Source organism: Burkholderia diffusa, assembly GCF_902499115.1.
GTDB lineage: Bacteria > Pseudomonadota > Gammaproteobacteria > Burkholderiales > Burkholderiaceae > Burkholderia > Burkholderia diffusa.
The window spans coordinates 40,081-63,873 of the sequence record NZ_CABVPN010000033.1; the positions used below are offsets into that span (position 1 = coordinate 40,081).

General features: G+C 56.8%; 16 protein-coding genes. All 16 read left to right on the top strand.

Annotated features, from left to right (window positions below; all coding sequences use genetic code 11):
• Positions 1 to 11 precede the first annotated feature (11 nt).
• Positions 12 to 1,130 carry a non-hydrolyzing UDP-N-acetylglucosamine 2-epimerase gene (gene wecB, locus BTE28158_RS27870; RefSeq protein ID WP_151047874.1) on the top strand — a complete coding sequence of 373 codons (1,119 nt, stop codon included), beginning with the start codon at positions 12 to 14 and terminating at the stop codon, positions 1,128 to 1,130.
• Positions 1,124 to 2,392 (top strand): UDP-N-acetyl-D-mannosamine dehydrogenase, encoded by a 1,269-nt coding sequence (gene wecC, locus BTE28158_RS27875; protein WP_151047873.1) that lies wholly within the window; start codon positions 1,124 to 1,126, stop codon positions 2,390 to 2,392. The genes wecB and wecC overlap by 7 nt, the downstream gene beginning before the upstream one ends.
• Positions 2,389 to 5,007, top strand: a complete 2,619-nt coding sequence (locus BTE28158_RS27880) for a coiled-coil domain-containing protein (RefSeq protein WP_151047872.1) — start codon at positions 2,389 to 2,391, stop codon at positions 5,005 to 5,007. The genes wecC and BTE28158_RS27880 overlap by 4 nt, the downstream gene beginning before the upstream one ends.
• Positions 5,004 to 6,908 carry a BNR repeat-containing protein gene (locus BTE28158_RS27885; protein ID WP_151047871.1) on the top strand — a complete coding sequence of 635 codons (1,905 nt, stop codon included), beginning with the start codon at positions 5,004 to 5,006 and terminating at the stop codon, positions 6,906 to 6,908. The genes BTE28158_RS27880 and BTE28158_RS27885 overlap by 4 nt, the downstream gene beginning before the upstream one ends.
• Complete coding sequence (locus BTE28158_RS27890; protein WP_151047870.1) at positions 6,883 to 9,624, top strand: glycosyltransferase family 4 protein; 2,742 nt, start codon at positions 6,883 to 6,885, stop codon at positions 9,622 to 9,624. Before BTE28158_RS27885 ends, BTE28158_RS27890 begins: the two co-directional genes overlap by 26 nt.
• 114 nt (positions 9,625 to 9,738) lie before the next feature.
• Positions 9,739 to 10,938, top strand: coding sequence for an alginate lyase family protein (locus tag BTE28158_RS27895; protein ID WP_151047869.1), 1,200 nt, complete (start codon positions 9,739 to 9,741; stop codon positions 10,936 to 10,938).
• 269 nt (positions 10,939 to 11,207) lie between these two features.
• Entirely contained in the window at positions 11,208 to 12,395 is a 1,188-nt protein-coding gene (locus tag BTE28158_RS27900) for a glycosyltransferase family 61 protein (protein ID WP_151047868.1), read from the top strand.
• A 273-nt stretch (positions 12,396 to 12,668) separates the two neighbouring features.
• Positions 12,669 to 13,838: a nucleotide sugar dehydrogenase gene (locus tag BTE28158_RS27905; RefSeq protein WP_124625019.1), complete on the top strand. Its 1,170-nt coding sequence runs from the start codon at positions 12,669 to 12,671 to the stop codon at positions 13,836 to 13,838.
• Positions 13,835 to 14,941, top strand: a complete 1,107-nt coding sequence (locus BTE28158_RS27910; protein ID WP_151047867.1) for a glycosyltransferase — start codon at positions 13,835 to 13,837, stop codon at positions 14,939 to 14,941. Before BTE28158_RS27905 ends, BTE28158_RS27910 begins: the two co-directional genes overlap by 4 nt.
• 207 nt (positions 14,942 to 15,148) lie before the next feature.
• A complete protein-coding gene (locus tag BTE28158_RS27915; protein ID WP_174920193.1) occupies positions 15,149 to 15,490 on the top strand; it encodes a hypothetical protein in 342 nt (113 codons plus the stop codon).
• Between the two features lie 2 nt (positions 15,491 to 15,492).
• Complete coding sequence (locus BTE28158_RS27920; protein WP_124625028.1) at positions 15,493 to 16,467, top strand: polysaccharide deacetylase family protein; 975 nt, start codon at positions 15,493 to 15,495, stop codon at positions 16,465 to 16,467.
• Between the two features lie 50 nt (positions 16,468 to 16,517).
• A complete protein-coding gene (locus BTE28158_RS27925; RefSeq protein ID WP_239007371.1) occupies positions 16,518 to 17,804 on the top strand; it encodes a glycosyltransferase in 1,287 nt (428 codons plus the stop codon).
• Positions 17,785 to 18,870, top strand: a complete 1,086-nt coding sequence (locus tag BTE28158_RS27930) for a CgeB family protein (RefSeq protein ID WP_151047865.1) — start codon at positions 17,785 to 17,787, stop codon at positions 18,868 to 18,870. The genes BTE28158_RS27925 and BTE28158_RS27930 overlap by 20 nt, the downstream gene beginning before the upstream one ends.
• A 16-nt stretch (positions 18,871 to 18,886) precedes the next feature.
• Complete coding sequence (locus tag BTE28158_RS27935) at positions 18,887 to 20,362, top strand: glycosyltransferase (protein WP_151047864.1); 1,476 nt, start codon at positions 18,887 to 18,889, stop codon at positions 20,360 to 20,362.
• Between the two features lie 1,073 nt (positions 20,363 to 21,435).
• A complete protein-coding gene (locus tag BTE28158_RS27940) occupies positions 21,436 to 22,257 on the top strand; it encodes an SDR family NAD(P)-dependent oxidoreductase (RefSeq protein ID WP_239007367.1) in 822 nt (273 codons plus the stop codon).
• Between the two features lies 1 nt (position 22,258).
• The gene (locus tag BTE28158_RS27945; RefSeq protein ID WP_244108033.1) at positions 22,259 to 23,791 is read left to right on the top strand and encodes an LTA synthase family protein; all 1,533 of its coding nucleotides are present in this window, start codon (positions 22,259 to 22,261) and stop codon (positions 23,789 to 23,791) included.
• Positions 23,792 to 23,793: the final 2 nt, after the last annotated feature.

Below are 23,793 nucleotides of genomic sequence, written 5' to 3' on the forward strand. Positions count from 1 at the left end.
CGGGAAGCGTAATGAAAACCCTGATTATCTTTGGAACGCGACCAGAGGCGATCAAGATGGCGCCGCTGGTCAATGCGTTGAAGACCGAGCCGAAAATCCAGGCGACCGTTTGTGTCACTGCACAGCATAGGCAGATGCTGGACTCGATGCTTGATTTTTTCCAAATTCGTCCCGACTACGATCTCGATATCATGGCACCGGACCAGACGCTTTCCGGGATAACGAGCAAAGTCCTCGACGGACTTGATTGTGTCTTGAGGAAGGCGCAACCGGACATCGTGCTTGTGCAAGGAGACACTTCAACTACGATGGCAGCGGCGTTGTCCGCTCACTACCGACAGATTGAAGTAGGCCACGTCGAGGCAGGGCTTCGTACCGGTGATTTGTTTGCACCGTGGCCGGAGGAGGCGAACCGCCGCCTCACGAGCGTTTTGGCGAAGTATCACTTCGCACCGACACCAAATGCTAGAGATAACTTGCTCCGGGAGGGTATCGCTGAGGCGGATGTTCACGTCACCGGCAACACCGTCATCGATGCTCTGTTGGGCACGGTCGCGAGGACGCGCGACGAGGCTGTATGGCGCGGAGACCTGGAACGGCGCTTTGGCTTTCTGAATCCGCGGAAGCGTTTGATTCTCGTTACTGGTCATCGTAGGGAAAATCTGGGAGATGGGCTTGACTCAGTCTGCCGTGCTCTGCGAGAAATTGCCCAACGCGGTGACATTGAAATTGTTTTCCCGGTACACCTGAATCCGAAGGTAAAACAATCCGTTCATCGTCTCCTAGGTGATGTTGCGGGCGTGTTTCTCATCGAGCCGCAGGAATACTTGCCCTTTGTCTACCTGATGGATAGGGCTGCACTCGTCATCACGGACTCGGGTGGTATTCAAGAGGAAGCCCCCGCTCTGGGCAAACCGGTGCTTGTTACCCGTGAAACTACAGAGCGGCCGGAAGCGATCGTTGCAGGTACGGCAAGGATTGTCGGCACGGACAAAACAACCATCGTCAATGAAGCGAACCGTCTCCTTGATGATGCAGACGAGTACGCCACCATGGCGCATACCGCCAATCCCTATGGTGATGGCACGGCAGCCTCGCGGATTCGCGATATTTTGGTGAGCGCATGTTGAATACCATTTCAATCATTGGTCTTGGGTATATCGGATTACCCACCGCAACCTTGTTTGCCTCGCGCAAGGTACGTGTCATTGGTGTGGACGTGTCTCAGCACGTCGTCGATACGATCAATCAAGGAAATATTCATATCGTTGAACCGGAACTCGATATTTTGGTTCATGCTGCCGTTGGGGCCGGTTACCTGCGTGCGACCACGTCCGCTGAGCCAGCGGACGCATTCATCATCGCAGTGCCGACGCCCTTGACGGACGAGAAAAGGCCTGATTTGAGTTACATCGAATCAGCGGCCAAATCGATTGCGCCTGTACTTGCAGAGGGTAATCTCGTTATTCTCGAATCGACTTCGTCCGTTGGGGCAACTGAGTTGTTGGCCAACTGGCTGGCAGAAATCCGACCGGATTTGACCTTTCCGCATCAGGCAGGTAATGCGTCCGATATTCGCATTGCACACTGCCCAGAGCGCGTTCTTCCCGGCCGCATTGTTCACGAGTTGGTTGTCAATGATCGTGTGATCGGTGGTATGACGCAACAGTGCTCTGACGCTGCAGTTGCGCTCTATCGTTTGTTTGTACAAGGCGATTGCATTGTCACGGACGTTCGAACGGCTGAGATGTGCAAGCTGGCCGAAAACAGTTTCCGCGATGTCAACATTGCATTCGCCAACGAGTTGTCGACGATCTGCGACAAGTTGGACATCAACGTATGGGAACTTATAAGACTGGCGAATCGGCATCCGCGAGTAAATATTTTGCAACCGGGCTGTGGCGTGGGCGGACATTGTATTGCCGTCGATCCGTGGTTCATCGTTGACAGCGAACCGGAACAAGCGAAGCTGATTCGGGCCGCGAGACATGTCAATGACGCAAAGCCGGATTGGGTTGTGCGTAAGGTGCAGCAAGCCGTTGCAACGCTCGTTGCTCGGGGTACTGCCATTGAGGATATCGGCATTGCTTGTCTGGGAATCACGTACAAGGCAGACATCGATGACCTGCGCGAAAGCCCAGCAATGAAAATTGCGCAAACACTGGTCAGGAATCATGCTGGGAATGTCTCGATCGTGGAGCCAAATCTTCAATCGCTGCCGGTCACTCTGGCGATCGATCGTGCAAATTTGACTACTCTGGACAAGGCCATTGCCGATGCGAACGTATTTGTTCTGCTTGTCGATCATCAGGAATTTCGAAGCGTTAAGCCCAAGTTGAACGACCGCCAGGTACTTGTCGATACGCGTGGCATCTGGAAAGACGAAAAATGATAACGAATCAGAAAAATCCGATCGATCTTGAATCTCGTCTCAAAGAGGCTGTGGCTGAGAACGAACTGTTGCTCAATCAGTTTCATCACGTTCAGGAGGAACTGGAGCGGTACTACCTCCGAAACAAGTCCCTTGAAAAAGGTGCCCTGGCCGAGGCATCGAATGGCGTCGTGATCACCAAGAACTGGGTCGATAACGAACTACCGGACGCTTTGGCAGAGGCTCGTCGTCTGCGCGCATTGGTGGATGTCCAACGAGAGGTCCATCAGATCGAAGCTGAGAACGCGCTGAATGCGAAGCTGGGGAATCTCTTGATCCAGGGGGCAGATTCGCCGACGGCATTTCTGAAATTGCCAGGAAAAATCTGGAAGATATGGCGCACCCACAGTCGGGTGATCCCCCCAAAAACACTGGGCGGCAAGGCGTTTACCAATCTCGTTGCGGCCTACAGCGAAGGAGGCTTCGACGCGGTTGAGAAATTGATCGATGACGCTGCGATTTCACCTGCGATGCGGGCCAACGGTTATACGGCTTTGGCGCGGCATTTGATGCACGGCGATCGGGCAAATGCTGCCGAGGCTGCTCGGCGCGCGCACGCATTGGATCCGAAGCCATTTCGGTTGAAGTGGCTCGCCTTCAGACTCCACGAAGCAAGTGATGTCGTTCGTGCCGAAGCCATGCTGGATATTCTGCCGCTGGATACTCCATATAGCGACTCGGAAATTCGACAAGCCAATCAATTGAGGTTTGACGCTAATGAAGTTCGGGTCAGCGAAACTCGGCAGGAAACGGGCTTCCTGGAGCGTCGCGCCGAAATCGAAAAACAATTGGATCGTCTGGTGCGGGAGCGTGATGAGAAATCACGATTGGCGACAGAACGTCATCTGGAAATCGAGGCACTGAAACAATCCAGGGCCGTGCTGGAGCAGGATAAATCGGCATTGGCGGCTAGGTGCGAGGAAGCAGCTCGGCAAGTGACTGAATACGCACGCGAAATCGAAGTGCTGAAGCATGTAAAGGCGCGACTCGAAAATGAAAGGTCGGAGCTGAAGGCTGACTATGGCCTTGTCGTCAAGCAGGCGAGCGAGCTTGCTGGAGAGGTTGAGACACTGAGGCAAGTCAAAATTGAACTGGAGCAAGAAAAGCCCGTACTGGTTCTGCGAACCAATGAGTGCTCGAGGCAGTTGAGTGACAGCATGCACGCTGTCGAAATACTGAAGCGAACGAAGTTGCAACTGAAGCAGGATAAGTTGGCTCTGGCGGCACAATATGAAAAGGCAGCCAAGTCAGCGATCGAACGCGCGCGCGAAGTGGAAGTCGTGAAGAGAGCTAAGGCGCAGTTGGAACAAGAGAAACTGACGTGGGTGGAGCGGGACAAGGAAACCGCTAGGCAGGTTGCCAGTTACACCCGGGAAGTTGAGGTTCTGAAGCAGATCACGATGCAATTGGAGCAGGACAAATTGGCGCTAACGCATCGATACGACGAACTTGCGAGCCAATTGATCGATAGTACTCGCGAGGTTGCGGCGCTTCAGCACAGCAAAGGGCAACTGGAGCTCGATAAACAAGCGTTGATAGGGCGGCAGGGGGAAGCGGTCAGGACGGCTGCCCAGTATGCCAATGAAATTGTGTGCTTGAAGCGGGCGAATGCACAGTTTGAGCAGGATCTATTGGCGCTGACCGAGAGACATCAGGAAGCGTCCAAGCAGGCGCTCGAGCGCGCCGAAGAAATCGCATGCCTGAAGGAAGCCAACGCGCAGATGGAACGCGACCGGGTGGTATGCGACGGCAAGTATGCAGCGCTCGTCAATCAGGCAGTCGAGCGCGCGCAGGAGATTGAAGCGCTGACTCAGGCCAAAACGCAGTTGGAGCGAGACAAGCTTACGTTCGCCGGTAAGCATGAGGAATCGGCTGCCCGGGTGCTTGAACTGACGCAGGAGATTGAAGTACTGAAGCGGTCGCTGTTGAAGTTGGAACAGGACAACGCATCGCTGATGCTTGAGCATCGTGAAGCCGTAATGCATATGGCAGAGCGCGACAGGGAAATCGAAGCCCTGAAGCAAACCACGAGGCATCTCGAGTACGAAAGACGCGCGCTTATGGAACAGGGTGAGGATGCCGCGCGGCACGCAGCGGAGCGAAGCCAGGAAGTGGAGGCGCTTAGACAGGCTAACGTGCAATTGCAACAGGATCGTCTTGATTTGGCAGGCAGACATGACGACGCCGTGAAACGGGCGGCCGCACAAGCTCAAGAAGTCAGCGTTCTGACTCTGGCCAAGGAAAAACTGGAACAAGACAAACAGGCGCTTGCAGGACAGTATGACGAGGCGGCAAAGCAGGCAGCTCGGTACGCGCGCGAATTTGAAACGTTGAAGCAGGCGAAAGAGCGACTTGAGCTTGAGAATCTCACGCTGGCGGGGATGCGCGATGAAGCGGTCAAGTTGGCTGCTGACCGACTGACGCAACTTAACGAGGTGCAGCAGCAAATCGAGAATCGTCAAGCTTGTGAAGCAGAGTTGTCGACCCGGCAGCAGCTTATGCAGGAAGAAATGGTTCGGGCCGAAGCTCAGCTTGATCTCATAAAGGAAGTGTTTCTGCGAGAGCCTGGGCTATGAGCGAGAAACCTGCGGGTCCTTTCGAAAGGGAATCGGTCGATTCTCTTCAGTCAGTCACGGTGATCGATATTCAGTCGGGGCAGTCCGTCGTGCCTTACGATGAAAACCTGCTCGAACGCACGCGGACCCAGTGGCAGTTTGGTGATTGGCAAAGTCTCGCTGAGCTTGAGCGCGATATTCTGCAGCATCACCCGGATCGACCGAAGCTCGCGTTGCTTGCTGCTGCCGGCCGTCTGCAACTCGGACATATATCCGAGGCCAGACAATTTATTCGACTCGCTCAAGACTGGGGGGTGAGCAAGCGTCTCTTGGGGCAAATCCTTGCCGCGGGCGTGCACAATAGCTTGGCGCGTGCAGCAGTGATCGCTGGCAGTTTTCCTAGAGCGCTCGAACATTTCGAATCGGCGATTGCCCTCGGCACACCCGGAGCGGACAAAAAGCTTCTGACCAAAGCGCGCATCAATCAGCAATGTAGTGAGCTTGGGTTGACAGCTATGCAGCTTGGAGGTGGAACGACTGCTATTTCGAGCAGTCAGGTTGCTTCTCGCGGAAGGCCTCGCTTTCGAGTAAGCCGCCTGGCCGAGGTCAGGCTCGGTGCCGGGTGGGCCGGAAATACAGTCAATACGGTGATTTTTCGGCATCACGGCGTAGTTACGAGTCACGATAGGCAATTTTCCGCATTTTATGTGGATGCCCAGACGTTGCGTCTGGCGTGCCGAAATTTGAATTCCGCGGAGATCGAATTCTTTGATCTTGAAGGTGGCTACAATTTATATGATGCTCACAACAGCATAAGCATCGGCATCGATCGCGATAATCACTTGCATATCTGTTATGACCAGCATGCGACCCAGCTTCGCTATCGGCGCAGTCTTCGTCCGAACGATATTTCCGGATGGAGTGAAGAACTCTCCATGACGGGGGAGGCGGAGGACAGGATTACCTATCCTACGTTCATTCTGCCGCGCAATGGTTTTCCGCTCACGCTACTTTATAGAGATGGCGGCCATAACAAAGGTGCTGCACGTATTAAAACATATGATGAGATGAGTGAGAGCTGGACGGATCATCCGCTGCCGATTTTAAGCGGAAGCGATTCGAAGCCGTGGACGAGTAATGCTTATTGGAACCATCCGGCCGTTGGTTCCGATGGAAGTTTACATCTGAGCTTTGTGTGGCGAACTCATCCGCTAGGCACAGAAGAGCGAATCAACAACATCGACGTTGGATATGCTTGCTCGCTCGATAACGGAATCACCTGGGTGACATCGAAGGGGCGGAATTATCGATTGCCGATTACACAGATAAATTCCGAGACCATATATCCGATATCGCCGGGAAGTAATTTGATTAATCAGTGCAGCATGGCGCTCGATAGCCGTGGGTGCCCACATATTGCATTTTATGCCGATGATATCGATGGTATTCCGCAGTACCAATATTTGCGGTATGACGGTAAGCGATGGCATCACCAAATAGTGTCGCGGCGTATATCTCCGTTTTCGCTCCGAGGTCGGGACACGTTGCAGATTCCCATAAGTCGACCGGAAATTGTCCTGGATCGTCGAGATAATGCATACATAATTTCGCGTGGCGATCACAGTCAGGGGAAAATGGTGGCGACACTATTTTCTGCGCCAGAATACAAGTGGAATCCTGATGATGTTCAAGTCCTGTGGGGTGAGGATCTTGGGCACGCCGAACCGATTATAGATCGAATTCGGTGGGAGCGGGATAATGTACTGAGCATGTTTGTACAATATAACGAACAACCCGACCACGATGTCGGGCATCGAGAGCTATATTGCCCGGCCACTTTGATCGATTTTAAATTTGAAGTCGCTGGGTTGTGGAAACAACATTCCGGGGGGATAAATGAGCTTGCTGAAGAAGGCGAATAAGCAATTTCTCGATAAAGATTACGGGGCGGCGTATCGGTCTTATCAGGCTGCTCTGGTGGCTATGCCCGAGTTGTCGAATATTATCAATTTTAATATCGAGTTGATGCGTCGGCGTGGATGTATGCCAGATTTAAATCGACAGGGAGATCTAAAAAAATATGAGGTGGCGGCAGGCGCGGGCGTTTTCAGAAAGCTGCCGATTAACGTCTTGGTTATCACGTGGGATGTAGGGCATAATTGCCTCGGGCGCTCGTATATGCTCGCGGAAGTTGTGCAAAAAGTCGCGCGGCATACATTACTGGTCGGGTTCCAGTTTCCCAAGTATGGAAATAGCATCTGGGAACCCGTTCGCGCCGGTCAACTTCCCGTTGTCTCGTTGCCTGGTTCAAATCTTCCTGATTTCTATGACAGCCTTGAGCGCATCTCATCTCGTATTAAGCCGGATGTGGTAATCGCCTGCAAGCCGCGGCTTCCATCGGTAGCTCTAGGCATGGCAATCAAGGAAAAATGGGGTTGCCCGCTGATCATTGATGTCGACGATCATGAGCTTTCATTTTTCAAGAATCAAAGCGCGTTGAATGTTGGTGAACTGGAGTCGATGCCGGAAGGTTCGGCTTCGAGTATCACGGAGCCCTACGCCGAGCTATGGACAAGGCTTACACAAAGTCTTTGTGATAGCGCGGACGAAATTATTGTCTCGAACGTTGCATTGCAGAATGAATTTGGCGGCACGATCGTCCCTCACGTCCGCGACGAGGCCAAATTTGATCCGGCGCAATATAATAAATCGGAGATTCGGTGCCGGTACGGCGTGCCGAACGATACCAAACTCGTTCTGTTTTTTGGTACCCCCCGTCTTCATAAAGGGATTGATACGCTAGCGAGAGCGGTCAGTCAGATTGCGGACGTCAGATTCAAGTTGATGATCGTTGGAACTGCGCCAGATCGAAGCATCTATAGTGTTTTGGATAAATTGGCGAAAGGGAGGGTTATTTATCTTCCGAATCAACCATTTTCCGCTATTCCCGAGATTCTCGCTATGGCCGATGTTGTGTGCCTACCTCAGGACGAGGGGCATGCGATATCGAAATTTCAGCTCCCGGCAAAGGCAATTGACGCGGTCGCGATGGGAGTTCCGTTGCTGGTAAGTAATACGTTGCCGTTGCGGCAACTGGTTGACGATAAAGTGGCTGAACTCGTCAATATTGACGATATACCTGCGGCTTTGGAGCGTCTCGCTGGAAGAGAGCAAGACGTCGAAAAGTGGCGTAGTGACGTGCGCGACCGTTTTCTGGGACGCTACAGCTATGCGGCGGCAGCGATGCAAATGCACGACATGATCAAGCGGTGCCTGTCGCGCGGTGCGCTTCGGACGGGCGAAAGCTACGGCAGACTGCAAGCCGTCATGGGACGTGCGTTGGGTCAATCTTTAGTCTCGAGATCCAAGTCGCAGAATACAGGTGCCGATATTGTCATTTTCTGGAAGCAAAATGACACCCGTTTATATGGTCGTCGACACGATATGGTTATCAAATATCTCGCCTCGCGACCGGATATTCGCAAGGTCATTGTGTTTGATGCGCCGATATCCGAGCATGATTTGATATTGCGCCAGCAATCTCGCAGCGAGGCTAGTCAACATCGGTGGATTTATACGGGAACGTACGAAAAATTGCTGGGTAAGTATGATACAGATAAAATATCGTATAACGTATTCGCTTATCCTCCTGGGAAATACAGAAATAACGATTCGGACACTCAGAAGCCGCATGTTAATGAGGGATATTTCCCTTATGTAACTGAAGTTCTTCGGCGCGAGGAAGTGAGGCCCGAGGAATCGGTATTTTGGATGTATCCAAAAAATTATTCCGCTTGTGATTTGATCGAGCACTTCAAACCTGCAAAGGTTGTGGTCGATGTTGTGGACGACCACCGTGCGTGGCCGGGAATTTCGGCGGAGGAGTATCAGCGTCTCACCGAGAATTACAGAGAGACGCTCGCAAAGGCCGATATGGCTTTCGTGAATTGTGAGCCGATGGTGGGCGCTATGAGCGAATTCTATCCACAAATTCGCCTCGTACCCAACGGATGCGATACTAGTCCTCCGAAGACCGAGCCTGCTCACAACGCGGAATTTGATTCCTTCAAAGCCTGGGAAGGGAAGACTATCGGTTTTGTGGGAAATCTTGAAAAGAAAATTGATATTTCTCTTCTGGAAAAGATTGCGCAAAAATTTGTGGATTGCCAGCTCGTTCTGATTGGTTCGACGCATGCAAATCCGGATGTATTGCAGTTGAAACGTTATCCAAATGTGCGTTTTGCCGGTGTCGTTCCGTATCAAGAGGTCGGTGCGTGGGTTTCTAAATTTGACGTTGGTATTATCCCGCACCTCAACCTTGAGATGACGCAGCACATGAATCCGCTCAAGCTTTACGTTTACTTGTCCTGGAAAGTGCCTGTTGTTTCCACGGAGATATTTAATATCGATCGAAGTGCGGGCCTAGTTCGGGTTGCCGACTCTCACGAGTCATTTCTGGCGAATATTTCAGATGTGCTCGCCAGCAACGTAGATTCATCGTCAGATATGATTGAGTATGTGAGTCGAAATAGCTGGGAGGCTCGATTTGAAGCCCACGTGAGCGAACTAATTTCATCCATGGAGAGCGGAATGTCGGGGGCGCTCAGTGTCACTTTGAATGCGTCCTCGGTCGTGTGAGTTTTTTCGGTCGTAATTGTCCATCAGATCTGGGTCGCACGGTTGTAGGGAATTGCTAGGGCGCCAAATTTCGATGACTGAGATTTTATTGGGATTATTCTGATTTTCCGATAAATGAGTGGTTTCGACGGCTATGATTGGGAGGTAACTATGGCAAGTCTTTTTGCGAAATGCGAAATCAGATTGAGCTGGCTGTATCTTGCGCTCATGTTTGTGCCGGCTGGAATTAACAATGCTCATGCACGTGAAGCAAAGGATATTTTTCACGCGAAGTCGAGCTGGGGGCAGGAGTGTGCGGTGTCTGCGCTAGATTCGTCAAAGCAGGCGGTGATTCCGGAAATTTTCCCCGTGGTAATTCGCGGCACGCCCGGTCGAAATTTGGCTTCTGAACAGCTCTACGCACCGGTCATGTCAATCGGATACCCATTCGCCAATTTGGGTTCTGCTTGTATGGCCGGAAACAAAGGCGCGTGCGATCAATTCTCGGAGTGGCTCGATAAGCTGGTGAATTCGGATGCGTTGAAATTCGATCGTGAGAAACACAAGGGTAGTCAGTCATCGTTGGTGACGGGGGAGCTGGCGGGGAATAGTACTCTCAGGCCAATTGCAATCTATACGTCGATGTTGAGACGGCATAATCTTATTAGTATGTCTGATCGCAAAGAGGTGTTTGATTGGATGCGTCGCCGTGCCGCCAATTATTCACATATTTCCGGTGGCGAAAATGAGGGACAACTGGCGCAGAACCTTGTGCTGAGCTCGGCCGCGACGCAACTCGCGGTAGGTATCACCACGTCGGACGATTCGCTAAATGGCACGGCGGCCAAAGCATATCGGGCATATATAGATACCATGAGAAGTGATGGCAGCTTCCCTGCCGAATCGAGGCGTGGCCAATCGGCGTTGAAGTACGAGAATAATGCTATTGCGCTACTGGTGCTGGTGGCCGAACTTGAACTCGTGAAGGGAGTTGATCTTTACTCGTATCGAGGGCCTAGTGGCGATATTCATAAGGCGATTAAATTCTGGATTGATGCGTTGCAAAACGAATCCGTCATTTTGGGCTACGCAGCTGAAAATTTCGCTCCAACTGATCCGGTTCAGCCGGATGGGAGGCAAGCATTGCATTTTCTTCGCCCTGATAGGGGGATGACGCAAATGGGATGGGTTATTCCATACATGCAAAACTTCCCAAATAGAGATAATGCAAAGAGAATCGCAAAGCTGATTGATCAAGGTAAGATTCAATTGCCAGATGATTTCGATAGTATCTTGGGGGTTTATCCGAGGTGTTTCTGGGCGATGGCGGAGTGAAACTCTGCAAAGGCGTGATTTGGGGGCGACTGGCAAGCGAATTGAGTTGACTGGTCGGCGTGGCACCGTGAAATATCGACCCAATCCATCGATAGCCTCTGTGAAATGGGGCTGTTCGTGCCTGGAGGTACACGGTGCTCGTGACTGGTTTGGCGGATGGGCCCGCAGCTGTCCACCCCATCTTGCCTTTTGTTTCGAAAAACTAAGCAGTCGGGTTCGGGATTATTCGGAAATCGGACTGTGACATAATTGCTATTGGTGAATTTGCGATGCTTTATGAGGTCAAGGGAATTTTTGAAATTATAAAGGAGCGACAACTCGGATTCCGGGTCGTGTCTCCTTCGATGGACTATGTTAGACCATCCATCGTACGTTTCACCAATATAGAAGATTTTGATTTTTTGAGGTCAGGGTATCTCCGGTCGCAGTATCGAGATCAAAAAATTTCCGTCGATCCGTGCATATGCGTTGATCTGGATGATGTACTGGTTTTGATGGACGGAACCGTTGTGACTGACGGGGTTATTGTCAGAGATACGGTTCCAGGCATGGTGGTGAAGAATAGGGAGCGCTATCGACTCATCACTCCGGCTGATGAAAATCGATGGGAAATAGATACATCCGGAATCGTGGATTCACCGGTTCCCTTTGCTGTATGCACGACTCGTTATGGCATTCAATACTACGGACACTGGCTTGCCGAAATTCTGCCAAGAATTTATGCGGCGAGACGTGAGATCCCTTCAAACGCATGCATATTGATGCCCGGCAGTTTCAATAGCCCACACGGTGGACACCCGTCTGGCATGTGGAAGGCCATTCAGAAGTCGCTGTTGCTTGCGGGCGTGGAGTTTGGGGGCGTTGTCCCGCTTCCCGAAAAAGGCATCCGCATTCCGCGACTACGCTATATTTCGAAGATGGGGCCGACCGATCGAAAGGCGCCGGCGATTTATGAATGTTTTCGCGAGTTAGCAGGAAAATCCGGGGCTCGAACGTCCGACCGTCGAATTTACGTGACTCGCCATGATGCTGCCGATCGGCGGTTACACAATGAAAGTGAGGTCGTGTCTTTGCTCAGCGAACACGGATTCGAGTACGTTCGTGTTTCGGAATACGACTTCGCTGGTCAGATTGAATTGTTTTCGTCGGCGTCCGTGATCGCTGGACCGCTAGGTTCCGCGTTGACAAACATCGCCTTTGCTCGGTCTGGCACGTCGATCCTTCCGATGATCCCGGCTCACTGGGATGACATGTTTTTTTATGATCTGGCTGCGCTCGGTGGGATGCGTTGGTACGAGGTGCGCGGCCCGTTGAGCAGTAGCGAACACAAGCTGTACCATCGGAACGATTTTCAAGTCGATCTCCCCACGCTTCGACGTGCATTGTCGATGCTCGAGAGAGACCTTGATCGCAAGGCTCGGATTCAGTCTTATGGGAAATACCCGCTTCCCGGGTAGGTCCGTTTGTACATCAAGAGGAGCATTGGAACTCGGTTTTTGATGTCGAGTTTGTATTCCCGCACCGAAGAAGGTGCTTGATTCGCATGCGATCGGAATTGGAGGTATTTAAAACTCAAATTCGGATTGCGATCAATCTGTTTTGGGAAATTTTCCTGAGGATCATTGTGAAATAATGGTGTCCTTGAAGATATCGATGTCCTGTCCGAGGCCCATGCAGACTGGGTTTCGAGGACACAGGAAGATCTCCCAATCTGTCTGAGAGACGTTTGCATGAAAATCGCTATCGCCGGCACAGGCTACGTCGGCCTGTCCAACGCCGTCCTGCTGTCGCAGCACAATGAAGTCGTGGCGCTCGACATCGTCCCCGAGAAGGTGGCGATGCTCAATCGCAAGGAGTCGCCGATCGAGGATGCCGAGATCGAGGACTACCTGCGCCACAAGCGCCTGAACTTCCGCGCGACGCTGGACAAGGAAGACGCGTACGCCGGCGCCGACTACGTGGTGATCGCCACGCCGACCGATTACGATCCGGACACGAACTACTTCAACACCCGCTCGATCGAGGTCGTCATCCGCGACGTGATGGCGATCAACCCGCGGGCGGTGATGGTGATCAAGTCGACCATTCCGGTCGGCTATACCGAGCGTACGCGCGCGGCACTCGGCACCGACAACCTGATCTTCTCGCCCGAATTCCTTCGCGAAGGCCGGGCGCTGTACGACAACCTGCACCCTTCGCGGATCGTGATCGGCGAACGTTCCGAGCGAGCCGAAGCGTTTGCCGGCCTGCTGAAGCAGGGGGCGATCAAGCAGGATATTCCGACGCTGTTCACGGGCAGCACGGAAGCCGAGGCGATCAAGCTCTTCGCGAATACGTACCTTGCGATGCGTGTGGCCTATTTCAACGAACTGGACACTTACGCTGCGCAGCACGGTCTCGATACGCATCAGATCGTCGACGGCGTCTGCCTCGATCCACGCATCGGCGCGCACTACAACAACCCTAGCTTTGGCTACGGCGGCTACTGTCTGCCCAAGGACACGAAGCAATTGCTCGCCAACTATCGCGACGTGCCGCAGAACCTGATCCGCGCGATCGTCGAGTCGAACAGCACGCGCAAGGACTTCATCGCCGAGAGCATTCTCAAGCGCAAGCCGAAGGTCGTCGGCATTTATCGCCTCGTGATGAAGGCGGGGTCCGACAATTTCCGCGCGTCGAGCATCCAGGGCGTCATGAAACGCATCAAGGCCAAGGGCGTCGAGGTCATCGTGTACGAGCCGGCATTGCACGAATCGACGTTCTTCAACTCGTCGGTCGTTCACGACCTGGCCGAGTTCAAGCGCTCCGCCGACGTGATCGTTGCAAACCGCCTGACCGACGATCTGACCGACGTCGCAGGCAAGGTTTACACGCGCGACCTGTTCGGCGGCGACGCATGATCGACCCGAAGTCCGGTCACGCGGCGCGCGCGGCGAGCGCATTGCCGCGCATCCTGTTCTTCAACGTGAACGGCTCGGGCATGGGTCATCTGAACCGTTGCCTCGCGTACGCGCGTCGCCTGCGGGGCCGCGCGCGCCCGTTTTTCTTTTCGCTGGCGTCGGCGATCGAGATCATCGAGGAGATGGGATTCGAAGCGGACTACTTCGTTTCGCATTACTGGTCGTCGAGTTCGACGTTCGGCTGGAACAGCGAACTGGCCGTGCGGCTGGGCTTGATGCTGGAGCGGGTTCGCCCGGATGCGGTCGTATTCGACGGAACGTGGCCGTTCAAGGGTTTGCTGACGGCCTGCGAGATGTATGGATCACCCGTCCTCGTGTGGTCCAATCGCGGGCTGCTCAAGGCCGATACCAAGACGGTGCCGGTGGACGAAGCATTGTTCGATCTCGTGATCCAGCCTGGTGAACTGGGTGCGACCGAGGCGCGCGGGTCCCTGACGAACGGCGGCACGCGGCTGACGGTTCCGCCGGTCTGCCTGCTGGAGGACGACGAGTTGCTCGGCCGTGCAGCCGCGAGAGACGCGCTTGGCCTGCCGCAGACGGGTCGCTTCGTCCTCTTTTCGCTTGGCCCGGGCAACCTGAAGGATGTCGCCGGCATCGGGCACGGACTGATCGCTGCGTTCGAGGCGGCCGGATTTCAGGTGGTGTGGGCGCGGGCGCCCATCTCGGTGCGTGACGTCGAATTGCCGGCCGGCGTGTTGCCGGTCTCGGTCTATCCGTTGGCGCGCTATCTGCGCGCGTTCGATGCATTTGTCGGCGCAGCGGGCTACAACACCTGCTGCGAACTGGTGCAGTCGGGTGTTCCCGCGTTGCTGGTGCCCAACGCGCAACTGGTGGACGATCAGGTTCGCCGCGCGCGGATGGTCGCCGACGTGATGCCGGCCGTCGTTTCGGCGTGCGAGACCGAACCGGAGCGCAAGGCCGCCGTCGACGCGCTGCTGGGCATGTTGCCCGTTGCGGCGCGGCGCGCGGTGCCGATGAACGGTGCGTCGCTCGCGGCGGACGAGATCCTCGCCAGGATTGCTGACAAGAGGCGAACGCATTGAGCATCATCGACCAAACCCGGACCTTGAGGCGCGAGTTGCGCGCGCTGGCGGCGAAGCCCGACTGGACGTTGCTCACGCGCCATGACCTGCTCGCCGGAAAGCCGCCGGCCACGCTGAAGGAGCGCGCGTGGCGCGGTGCCAAGCGCGTGCTGGCCACGTTGGGCGTAATTCCGCCTCACGTGACGAAATATCCGTGGCTGCCGACCCATGAAGCATGCACCGGTTTCGGCCGAAGCGAACACGCTGCTGATCTGGGCGCCGGGTACGGAGCGCGATGCACTGCGCCGTGCGTGCGAAGACTTTTCCGCGCGGCTGAAAGGCAACGATACGCTGGCGCCGGTACTGGTGACCGACGTAGCCGATTTCGCCTTCTATTCACGGCTGGGCTGGCTGGTGGAATACCTGCCGGAATTGAGCGGTGACGATCGTTCGTATCACGAAGGAAAGCGCGCGTATCTCGCGTGGCGCTATCGCGGGGCGCGGATCGTGCCGCCGGCCGCGGCGCAGGCTAGCGACGCAGACTGGAAGGCATTGGTGGAAGTGAACTGAACATGATGGATAGAAATCGCTATGCCATATTGACGGTGGATACCGAGGCGCTGCCCAAGCGCGCCACGGAAGATCACGTCAAGCGGCTGATGTGGGGTGTGCACGAGAAGGGGCGGGCCGGGGTCGCGGAAATGGCTTCCATCGGCGACGAGTTCGGCGTCAAGCACGTGTTCTTCGTGGACCAGTGCGGCGCGTATGCGTACCTCGACGAAACGAAGGAGGTCGTGCGTCGGCTGGATGCGGCGGGGCAGGACGTTCAACTGCATACGCATCCGGAATACCTGCCGGACTCGTTCTGGGCCGAGCACGGCCTTGCGCGGCGGCCGCAATACATGAATCAATACACGGACGATGCGCGTGCGGAGTTCGTGATTCGCCACTTCGGCGAGCTGATCGCGGCGGAAACGGGCAAGCCGGTGCTGGCGCATCGTGCCGGTTCATTTCGCTGGAATGCGTCGACGATCCGGGCGCTGAAGTCCACCGGCGTACGACTGTCGTTCAATAATTCCTTGTGCGCGGTCCATGCCGGGCAGTGCAACTACAGCGAGCCCACGAATCTGCCGTTCCAGTGGTCGAACGGCGTGATCGAGGTGCCGATGACGGAGAAGAAGATCCTGCCGAAGGTCGGCAAGGACGAATGGTGGGCGCGCCTGACTTACCCTGAATCGCCGTATTTCCGGTTTCGTCCGTGGTGGGGCAAGCTGCTGCTCGACGCGTTCAGCGGCAGTCCGACGTTCTCGATTTTTCTGCTCCATTCGTGGTCGCTGCTGTATTGGGACGAGAACGGGCACGCGACGTACCGGGACGACCAGCGCGTCGAAGGCTACCGGAAACTCCTGTCGCGCCTCACGAAGGACTACGACGTGATCACGACGTCGGAATTCCTGGACCTGCAGTCCCGCGGCAAGATCCGGACTACGCATACGACCGATCTCTCCCTTGCCGAACTGAAGGCGGCCGGGGCGGCAAAAGCATGAGCACGATGCTCGATTCGTTGCAGACGGCATTGACCGAGCCCCTGCTCGCGATGAGCCGTCGACTGACGGCGCATGTGCTCGAGCGCAAATTGAAGCAGCGTTCGCGCGGCGTGCCGTTTGTCGGCGATCCGGACAGCATGCTGTACGTGGCGGCGAGCGCATTGCCGTATCACACGAGCGGCTATACGACGCGCACGCACGAAGTCGTTCGCGCATTGGCAGCTGCGGGCGGTCGCGTGCATCCGCTGACGCGGCCCGGCTATCCCGGCGATCGCGTGGATCGCCTGACGGATGTCGCCGGAAGCGAGACGCTGGTGAGCGAGGTCCGGTATCTGCATGCGAGTGCGCCGTTCAACAACCGGCCGGTGCTGATGTATGCGTTGCAGGCGGCGCCCGTCATCGCGCGCGTGGCCATGCAGCATCGCGCGTCGGTGATCCATGCCGCGTCGAATCACGTGAACGCGCTGCCGGCCCTGCTGGCGGCGCGGCAACTGGGCATTCCGTTCCAGTACGAGATGCGCGGGTTGTGGGAGCTGACGCGCATCTCGCGCATGCCCGAATACGAAGGGCGGCAGGGGTTCGTGCAGGGGCTGCAGCTGGAGGGTCTGGTGGCCCGGCATGCGGACAAGCTGTTCGTGATCTCGGCGCAACTGGGGCGGTTCGCGCGCGACCGATGGGGGATTGCCGGCGAGCGGATGCATCTGCTGCCGAATTGCGTGGACCCCGAACGGTTTGCGCCATCGGCTCCAGAGGAGATCGACGCCGACACCATCGGATATGCGGGCTCGTTGATCGGCTATGAAGGACTCGATACGTTGATCGAAGCGGTCGGCCGGTTGAACGGGCAAGGGCGCGCGGTTCGGGTCGAGATCGTCGGAGAAGGCGAGGCGCGGCCCGCGCTGGAAGCGCAGGTCCAGCGCCTCGGATTGTCGGAGCAGATTCGCTTTCTGGGCCGGACCTCGCCCGAGCAGGCGCGCAGGGCGATCGGCCGTTGCGCACTGGTGTGCATCCCGCGCAAGCCGTTCAAGGTTTGCGAGATCGTGCCGCCGATCAAGCTCGTGGAAGCGCTCGCGATGGGTAAGCCGGTGATCGTGCCGGATCTGCCGGTGTTTCGCGACGAAATGGGTCCGAGTCCGGCCGGCTGGTTTTTCAAGGCCGGCGATGCGGTCGACCTGGCACGGGTGATCGATGTGGCGCTGTCCGATCGCGGTACGCTCGCGGCGTTCGGTGGCCAGGCGAGAGAATACGCGGCCACACAGCGCCGCTGGCGCGAATTTGTCATGAATGCACTGCCAATGTCGCAGGGTGAGGGGTTAAATGGTCGGCAGGGTCATTAGAAAACTGGGTTCGTTGGTCTACGACTATCCGACGGTTGCAGAGGATGTGGAGCAGGCCGGACGCTTCGGGTGCCTGAAGATTGCGCTCGTTACCGATTACTTCACGGCGGACTGCCTGTCGGCGGAGTGTCGCGTGCGCACCATGACGCCTGCCAACTACGCGGACGTGATCGGCAACTGGAAACCCGATCTCGTGCTCGTCGAATCGGCGTTTCACGGCGTGGACGGGAGCTGGCGCTACGAGCTGGCGCGGCAATCGCCGCTGATACGGCTGAGCAAGCCGACGGCGATCTTTCGCCTGGTCGACTTCGCGAGGCGCGCGGGTGTTCCGACCGTATTCTGGAACAAGGACGACGGCGCTTTTTTCGACACGTTCATCGATGTGGCGAAGGTGTTCGACTACGTGTTCACGACCGACGAAGAGTGTCTCGACCGATATCGGCAGCAGGTGCCCGCGCACGTGCCGGTGAACACGCTGGTGATGCCGTATCAACCAGCGTCGCATAATTTCTCGGGCTTCAATTTCGTCCGCAACGAGGCGTGCTTCACGGGCAGCTACTACCGACGCATCCTGAACGAACGCCGCCGCTTTCTCGACATGGTGTTCGACACCTGCGAGCAGAGCAATCTGCAGCTCAACGTGTTCGATCGCAATCACGATCGCCTGTCGCGCTTCTTCGAGTTCCGTTATCCGAAGAGGAACGGGCTGCGCGTGCACGGCAAGGTGCCGCATCGGGAAACCGCGCACGTGTACAAGTCTCATGCGATCTCGATCAATGTGAATTCGGTGACGGGCTCCGAGACGATGTTCTCGCGGCGCCTGCTCGAGATTCTCGCGTGCGGCGGCATCGCGGTGACCAACGCGAGCCGCGCGGTCGATCGGTATTTCCGCGAGTTCTGCCATGTGATCGATACGCATGACGAGGCACGGGAGTTGTTTTCGCGGCTTCGGCATGGCCCGTCGCAGGATGATCTGGACCGAGCCGAGGCAGGCGCGCGCTACGTACGGCAGAACCATACGTGGGCGCACCGGCTGGAAGAAATCTGCGCCGTCGTGAAGATCTGAGGGGGAAGCGGTCACGATGCTCGCGCTGCTTTCCTACGCTGCCCAGTTGGTTTTCCTGCTGGTGGTGCTCTATTTCGCGCTGTACGTGCTGCTCGAATTGCGCGTGCTGCTGATTTCCCGCAAGGTCGAACGGCGCAAGCTGACCGATCTGGCGCAGCCCGTCGGGATCTCCGAAGACGGGTTTCATCCCCGGGTCAGCGTGCTGCTGCCGATCTGCAACGAGTCCGAGATGGTCGAGCGGCTGATCGACGCGGCCTGCCGCCTGACCTATCCGCCCGACGCGATCGAGATCCTGGTGCTCGACGATTCGTCGGATGCGACGACGAAGCTCGCGCGGGCGAAAGTCGATCGCTACGCCGCCGACGGAATCGACATCCGGCTCATCAAGCGTGAGTCGCGAACGGGCTACAAGGCCGGCAACCTGGTAAACGGCATCCAGCAGTCGTCCGGCGAGTTCTTTGCGATCTTCGATGCGGACTTCGTGCCGCCCGCCGACTTCCTGCTGAAGACCATCCCGTGCTTCACCGATCCGAAGCTCGGCTTCCTTCAGACCGGCATCGGCTACGAGAATCGCGACGCGTCGTTCCTGACACGCTTCCAGGCCATGGAAATGGGCCACCAGCAGTACGTGACGGTGGGGCTGAGCGAGGACGGCGACATGGCTTCGCTGAGCGGCAGCTCGTGTGTGTGGCGCAAGGAGTGCGTCGATGCGCTGGGCGGCTGGAATGCGTCGACCGTCACCGAAGACGTGGACCTGGGCTATCGCGCGCAGTTCGGCGAATGGAAATACGCGTATATGCGAGAAGTCGTTTCCATGTCGGTGCTGCCGGAGACCATCAGCGCGTTTCGCATTCAACGGGAACGCTGGGGGCGCGGTCTGATCCACAGCGGGTTCAAGCATGTCGGACAGATGCTGTCGCAAAGCATGCCGCTGATGAAGCGGATGCATGCGATCTCGGTGATGTTCTCGTCCGTGCTGCTGGCTTCGATCTACGTGCTGATACTGCTCAGCATGCCGTTGACTTGCCTGGTGCATTTCGACGGCGAGGGGATTCATCTCGGCGCATTCGTCTTTTTCGTTCTGGTGGCAATCTGGGCGCTTGCGAATGCGTTCGGTTCGCGCAAGGGCGCGAGATTCGACGACAAGCCGAGTGTTCTGAAAGCGGTATGGGAGACCTACCTTTATATCGCGATGTTTTTGCCGATGGCCTGGTATTACTTCGCGGGGGGCGTGCGAGCGGTTTTCGGCGTGTATAGCGGTTTTCATCGCACGCCAAAAGGCAGGGAAGCCTATCGCTCGACGATGCCGCGCATCAATGCAGTTCTGCTGGCCGGGGAAATCGCCACGTTCGCCTATTCACTCATGACGGTTTTGCTGGCGATTCAGAAAAAGAACTATATTCTGATTCCGCTCAACGTAACGGTTTGCGTCGGCTTCGGTATGGTTCTCTATTGGTCGTGGCAAGAGCATCGTGTCCGTGTGCAATCGTGATTTCAGCGTGAGCGCAGTCGAATCGACCCGAATGACGAGCACGGAATGCCGATTCGTTGAGGGCGCCTCCCTTTCGCGCATATGGTCCGCGTAAAGCGATTGTCAGCATCGAAAGAAACACGGATGTTTGCACGATGAGGGAGCGCAAACTAACGAACGATTTCGTACGACGAATGCCGCAGGCCCTCGAGCGTTACCCGGCTGGGCTCGCTCGATCGAATCGGGGCAGTGCGTTCATTTTTTGCCGATGGCGTGGCCGCCTGGCTTCGCTCGCTTCCCCGGTCTGGCACCGATCTGGAGGCGCCCCTGACGATCTGCATACATGACTCGGCGAATCAAGCGAGTCGAAGGATCATCAAGATTTGCAAAGAACATTCGAGGAATTCTGTACGTCCCAATTGGACGGGGCAGAATGCCACCAGACAGTCTCTCATCGAACCCGCCAAGTCGGAGATTCATGTCTGACAAGTAACCGGGAAACCTTAACAACGGCTTGCAGGATTGCCGCATGAAGTCGGTCAGGCGGTGATGCAAGCATCGGTAATCGATGCGACTAAAACGTATGGACCGGTGCCGGACAGCCGCGTGCATGATCCGGCAGTTTTTTCCGATTCTCGCACTTCGCACTTCGCGGATCGGCGTGAGACCGGCACCTGACGATTGCAAACAATGCAAGTTTCGTCTTTTGCATGGTCCCGATCGCCGAGAGTATGTGCCGTGTAAGCGATCGTAACGTGCAAGGTATTACGCGGATATTAACATTGATGTATGATCTCGTCGGCGTGTTGTAAGCTTGCGGCCAGCAACCTTTCGCGCCGCGCAAATTTCCATGCGGTGTCGATTCGCTGCATGGCCCGCACACTTTTTCGCAACCCTGATTCGGGTGGTCGTACATCGTTACGTCGATGTGCCATGCCAATGCGTGGCGTGTTGCGGGCATGGTCAAATCATACGAAATAATCGAACGCAATAAATCGAAAATGTTGTCTGCTGCTTGATCGAAATATCAGGCAGCGCTTGGCGCTTGAAGATCGATAACCAGCATCGCTGAAAAACAAAGTCTGTTTAAAACGATGGCAAGCAGCAATATTCGCAACCGGGGAGGGCAGGTGAGCGCAAGCGGGCCGCGAGCAATCGTGATAACCGGCAGCAGTGCCGGGCTTGGACGTGCGCTGGCATTGAGTTATGCCGCGCCCGATACCACGCTGGGGTTGATCGGCAGAAATTCGGCGCGGCTGGAATCCGTCGCCGCGGAATGCCGTGCGCGCGGCGCCCGCGTCGTGATCGGCTGCATGGACGTGCGCGACTCGGCCGCCGTTCAGGACTGGATGATCGATTTCGATACGCGGTATCCAATCGAATTGATGATTGCGAATGCGGGCGTGGCCAGCACGCTGCAGTCCGCGGACGACTGGGAGCATATGGCGCGCACCGCCGACGTCGTCGATACCAACTTGTACGGCGCGTTGCATGCGGTGCTGCCGGCCATCGACCGGATGCGCATGCGCCGGTGCGGGCAGATCGCGGTCGTCAGTTCGCTCGCCGCATTGCGGGGCATGGCCATCTCGCCCGCCTACTGCGCGAGCAAGGCGGCGCTGGTCGCCTACTGCGATTCCGTGCGCCCGATCCTCGCACGCGAGGGCATCGGCCTGTCGGTCGTGATGCCGGGCTTTGTCCGCACGGCGATGAGCGACGTCTTCCCGGGCAGCAAACCGTTCATGTGGAGTGCGGACAAGGCTGCCGGGTACATCAAGAAGCGCCTCGCGCGACGCCGCGTGGAAATTGCCTTTCCGTTCAGTCTTGCCCTCGGCATCAAGTTGCTGCGCCTGCTGCCGGCCACGCTGGCGGATGCCATTCTCGGTCGTCTGTCCTATCTCCCGCGCGGGAAGGCGTGACGTGCTGCCCGGATTCGCGTTCGCGGCTGCCGCAGCCGCACTCTCGTTTCTCGTAGAGGCCATCGCGTATCCGCGCGCGTCGCTCACCCGTTCGCCCGCGGCGATCGCACTGCATGTCTGCGCGTTCGCGATCGTGGCGAGCGCGACTTTCGCCGTGACGGCTCGGCCGCTTTTCTCGGCATCCGCCGCCCTCGTGCTGATCGCGTTGCTGGCCGTCATCAGCAACGCAAAATACGAATCCCTGCGCGAGCCCTTCGTCTTTACGGACTTGAGCCTGTTCAGCCAGGTTTTCGCCCATCCGCGTCTTTATCTGCCGTTTCTGAGTGCGGGCAAGGTGTTAGGCATCGTTGCCGCCGTGGCGGTCGCGACGATCGGTTTTTTGCTCGAACAACCAGCGGGCACGCTGGCGCGTGGCGCCGCCGCACTGATCGCGGTCGCTTGCGTGCCGGTCTGTGTCGCGCTGTCGCGTCGCACGCCGCTGACGCTCGACCCGATGGCGGACCAGCGTCGGACGGGTTTCTTCGCGGCATTCGTCGCTTACCTCGTCAACGGGCTGCGGCGTGAGGAGCGCAGTGCGTTCTTTCGCGCGGTCGACGCCGGGCCATTCTCACGCGGCCGTCCGGACAGCACGCCGGACGTGATCGTCATCCAGAGCGAATCCTATTTCGACGCGCGTCGTCTTGGCGCATGCGTGTCGTCGGAGCCGTACGCGAATCTCGATCGCGCCCGCCGCGAGGCATTCACGCAGGGCAGCCTGGACGTTCCCGCCTGGGGCGCCAACACGATGCGCAGCGAATTCGCGATGCTGACGGGATTGCCGTCGGCATCGCTCGGCTATTCGCGCTTTTACCCGTACATGTATGTGCGCCGCGCGTGTGCGTCGCTGGCGGGCTGGTTCAAGCGAGGCGGATATCGCACGCTCGCGATTCATCCTTACCACGCCGATTTTTTCGGGCGCAACCGGGCATTCCGGTTCATGCATTTCGACCGCTTTCTCGACATTCGGGACTTCGGCGGTGCGGCGCGAATCGGGCCGTATGTCGGAGACGGCCCCGTGGCCGATGCGATCATCGCGGCCCTTCAGGAGCACGGCGACGGGCCGGTCTTCGCGTTCGCGATCACGATGGAAAACCACGGGCCGCTGCATCTCGAACCGGTCGGACCGGGCGAATCCGAATCGCGGCATACGCTCGGCGACGACGCGCGCTGGCGCGACCTGACCGCCTATCTTCGACACGTCGAGAATGCCGACCGCATGATCGGCAAGCTGACTGATTATCTCCGCAAGCGGGAGCGACCGACCGTGCTGTGCTTTTACGGCGACCATGTTCCTGCTCTGACTTCGGTGTTCGACGCGCTCGAAACCGAACCGACCAATAGCGATTACTTTATTTGGCGCAACTTCGCGAACGATTTCGGCGAGCACCGAAACGTTCGCGTCGAGAGTCTCGGTGCCGCGATACAGCGCGCGATGGTGCACGTCGATTGCACTCGCGCCGCTTCGCCGACCGGGATGCTGCAGACGCCGGCGTGATG

Bases quoted from the DNA above. Each gene is read 5' to 3' on its own strand.
- wecB (WP_151047874.1), top strand. From the start codon at position 12: ATGAAAACCCTGATTATCTTTGGAACGCGACCAGAGGCGATCAAGATG.
- wecC (WP_151047873.1), top strand. From the start codon at position 1,124: ATGTTGAATACCATTTCAATCATTGGTCTTGGGTATATCGGATTACCC.
- BTE28158_RS27880 (WP_151047872.1), top strand. From the start codon at position 2,389: ATGATAACGAATCAGAAAAATCCGATCGATCTTGAATCTCGTCTCAAA.
- BTE28158_RS27885 (WP_151047871.1), top strand. From the start codon at position 5,004: ATGAGCGAGAAACCTGCGGGTCCTTTCGAAAGGGAATCGGTCGATTCT.
- BTE28158_RS27890 (WP_151047870.1), top strand. From the start codon at position 6,883: ATGAGCTTGCTGAAGAAGGCGAATAAGCAATTTCTCGATAAAGATTAC.
- BTE28158_RS27895 (WP_151047869.1), top strand. From the start codon at position 9,739: ATGAGTGGTTTCGACGGCTATGATTGGGAGGTAACTATGGCAAGTCTT.
- BTE28158_RS27900 (WP_151047868.1), top strand. From the start codon at position 11,208: ATGCTTTATGAGGTCAAGGGAATTTTTGAAATTATAAAGGAGCGACAA.
- BTE28158_RS27905 (WP_124625019.1), top strand. From the start codon at position 12,669: ATGAAAATCGCTATCGCCGGCACAGGCTACGTCGGCCTGTCCAACGCC.
- BTE28158_RS27910 (WP_151047867.1), top strand. From the start codon at position 13,835: ATGATCGACCCGAAGTCCGGTCACGCGGCGCGCGCGGCGAGCGCATTG.
- BTE28158_RS27915 (WP_174920193.1), top strand. From the start codon at position 15,149: ATGAAGCATGCACCGGTTTCGGCCGAAGCGAACACGCTGCTGATCTGG.
- BTE28158_RS27920 (WP_124625028.1), top strand. From the start codon at position 15,493: ATGATGGATAGAAATCGCTATGCCATATTGACGGTGGATACCGAGGCG.
- BTE28158_RS27925 (WP_239007371.1), top strand. From the start codon at position 16,518: ATGAGCCGTCGACTGACGGCGCATGTGCTCGAGCGCAAATTGAAGCAG.
- BTE28158_RS27930 (WP_151047865.1), top strand. From the start codon at position 17,785: ATGGTCGGCAGGGTCATTAGAAAACTGGGTTCGTTGGTCTACGACTAT.
- BTE28158_RS27935 (WP_151047864.1), top strand. From the start codon at position 18,887: ATGCTCGCGCTGCTTTCCTACGCTGCCCAGTTGGTTTTCCTGCTGGTG.
- BTE28158_RS27940 (WP_239007367.1), top strand. From the start codon at position 21,436: ATGGCAAGCAGCAATATTCGCAACCGGGGAGGGCAGGTGAGCGCAAGC.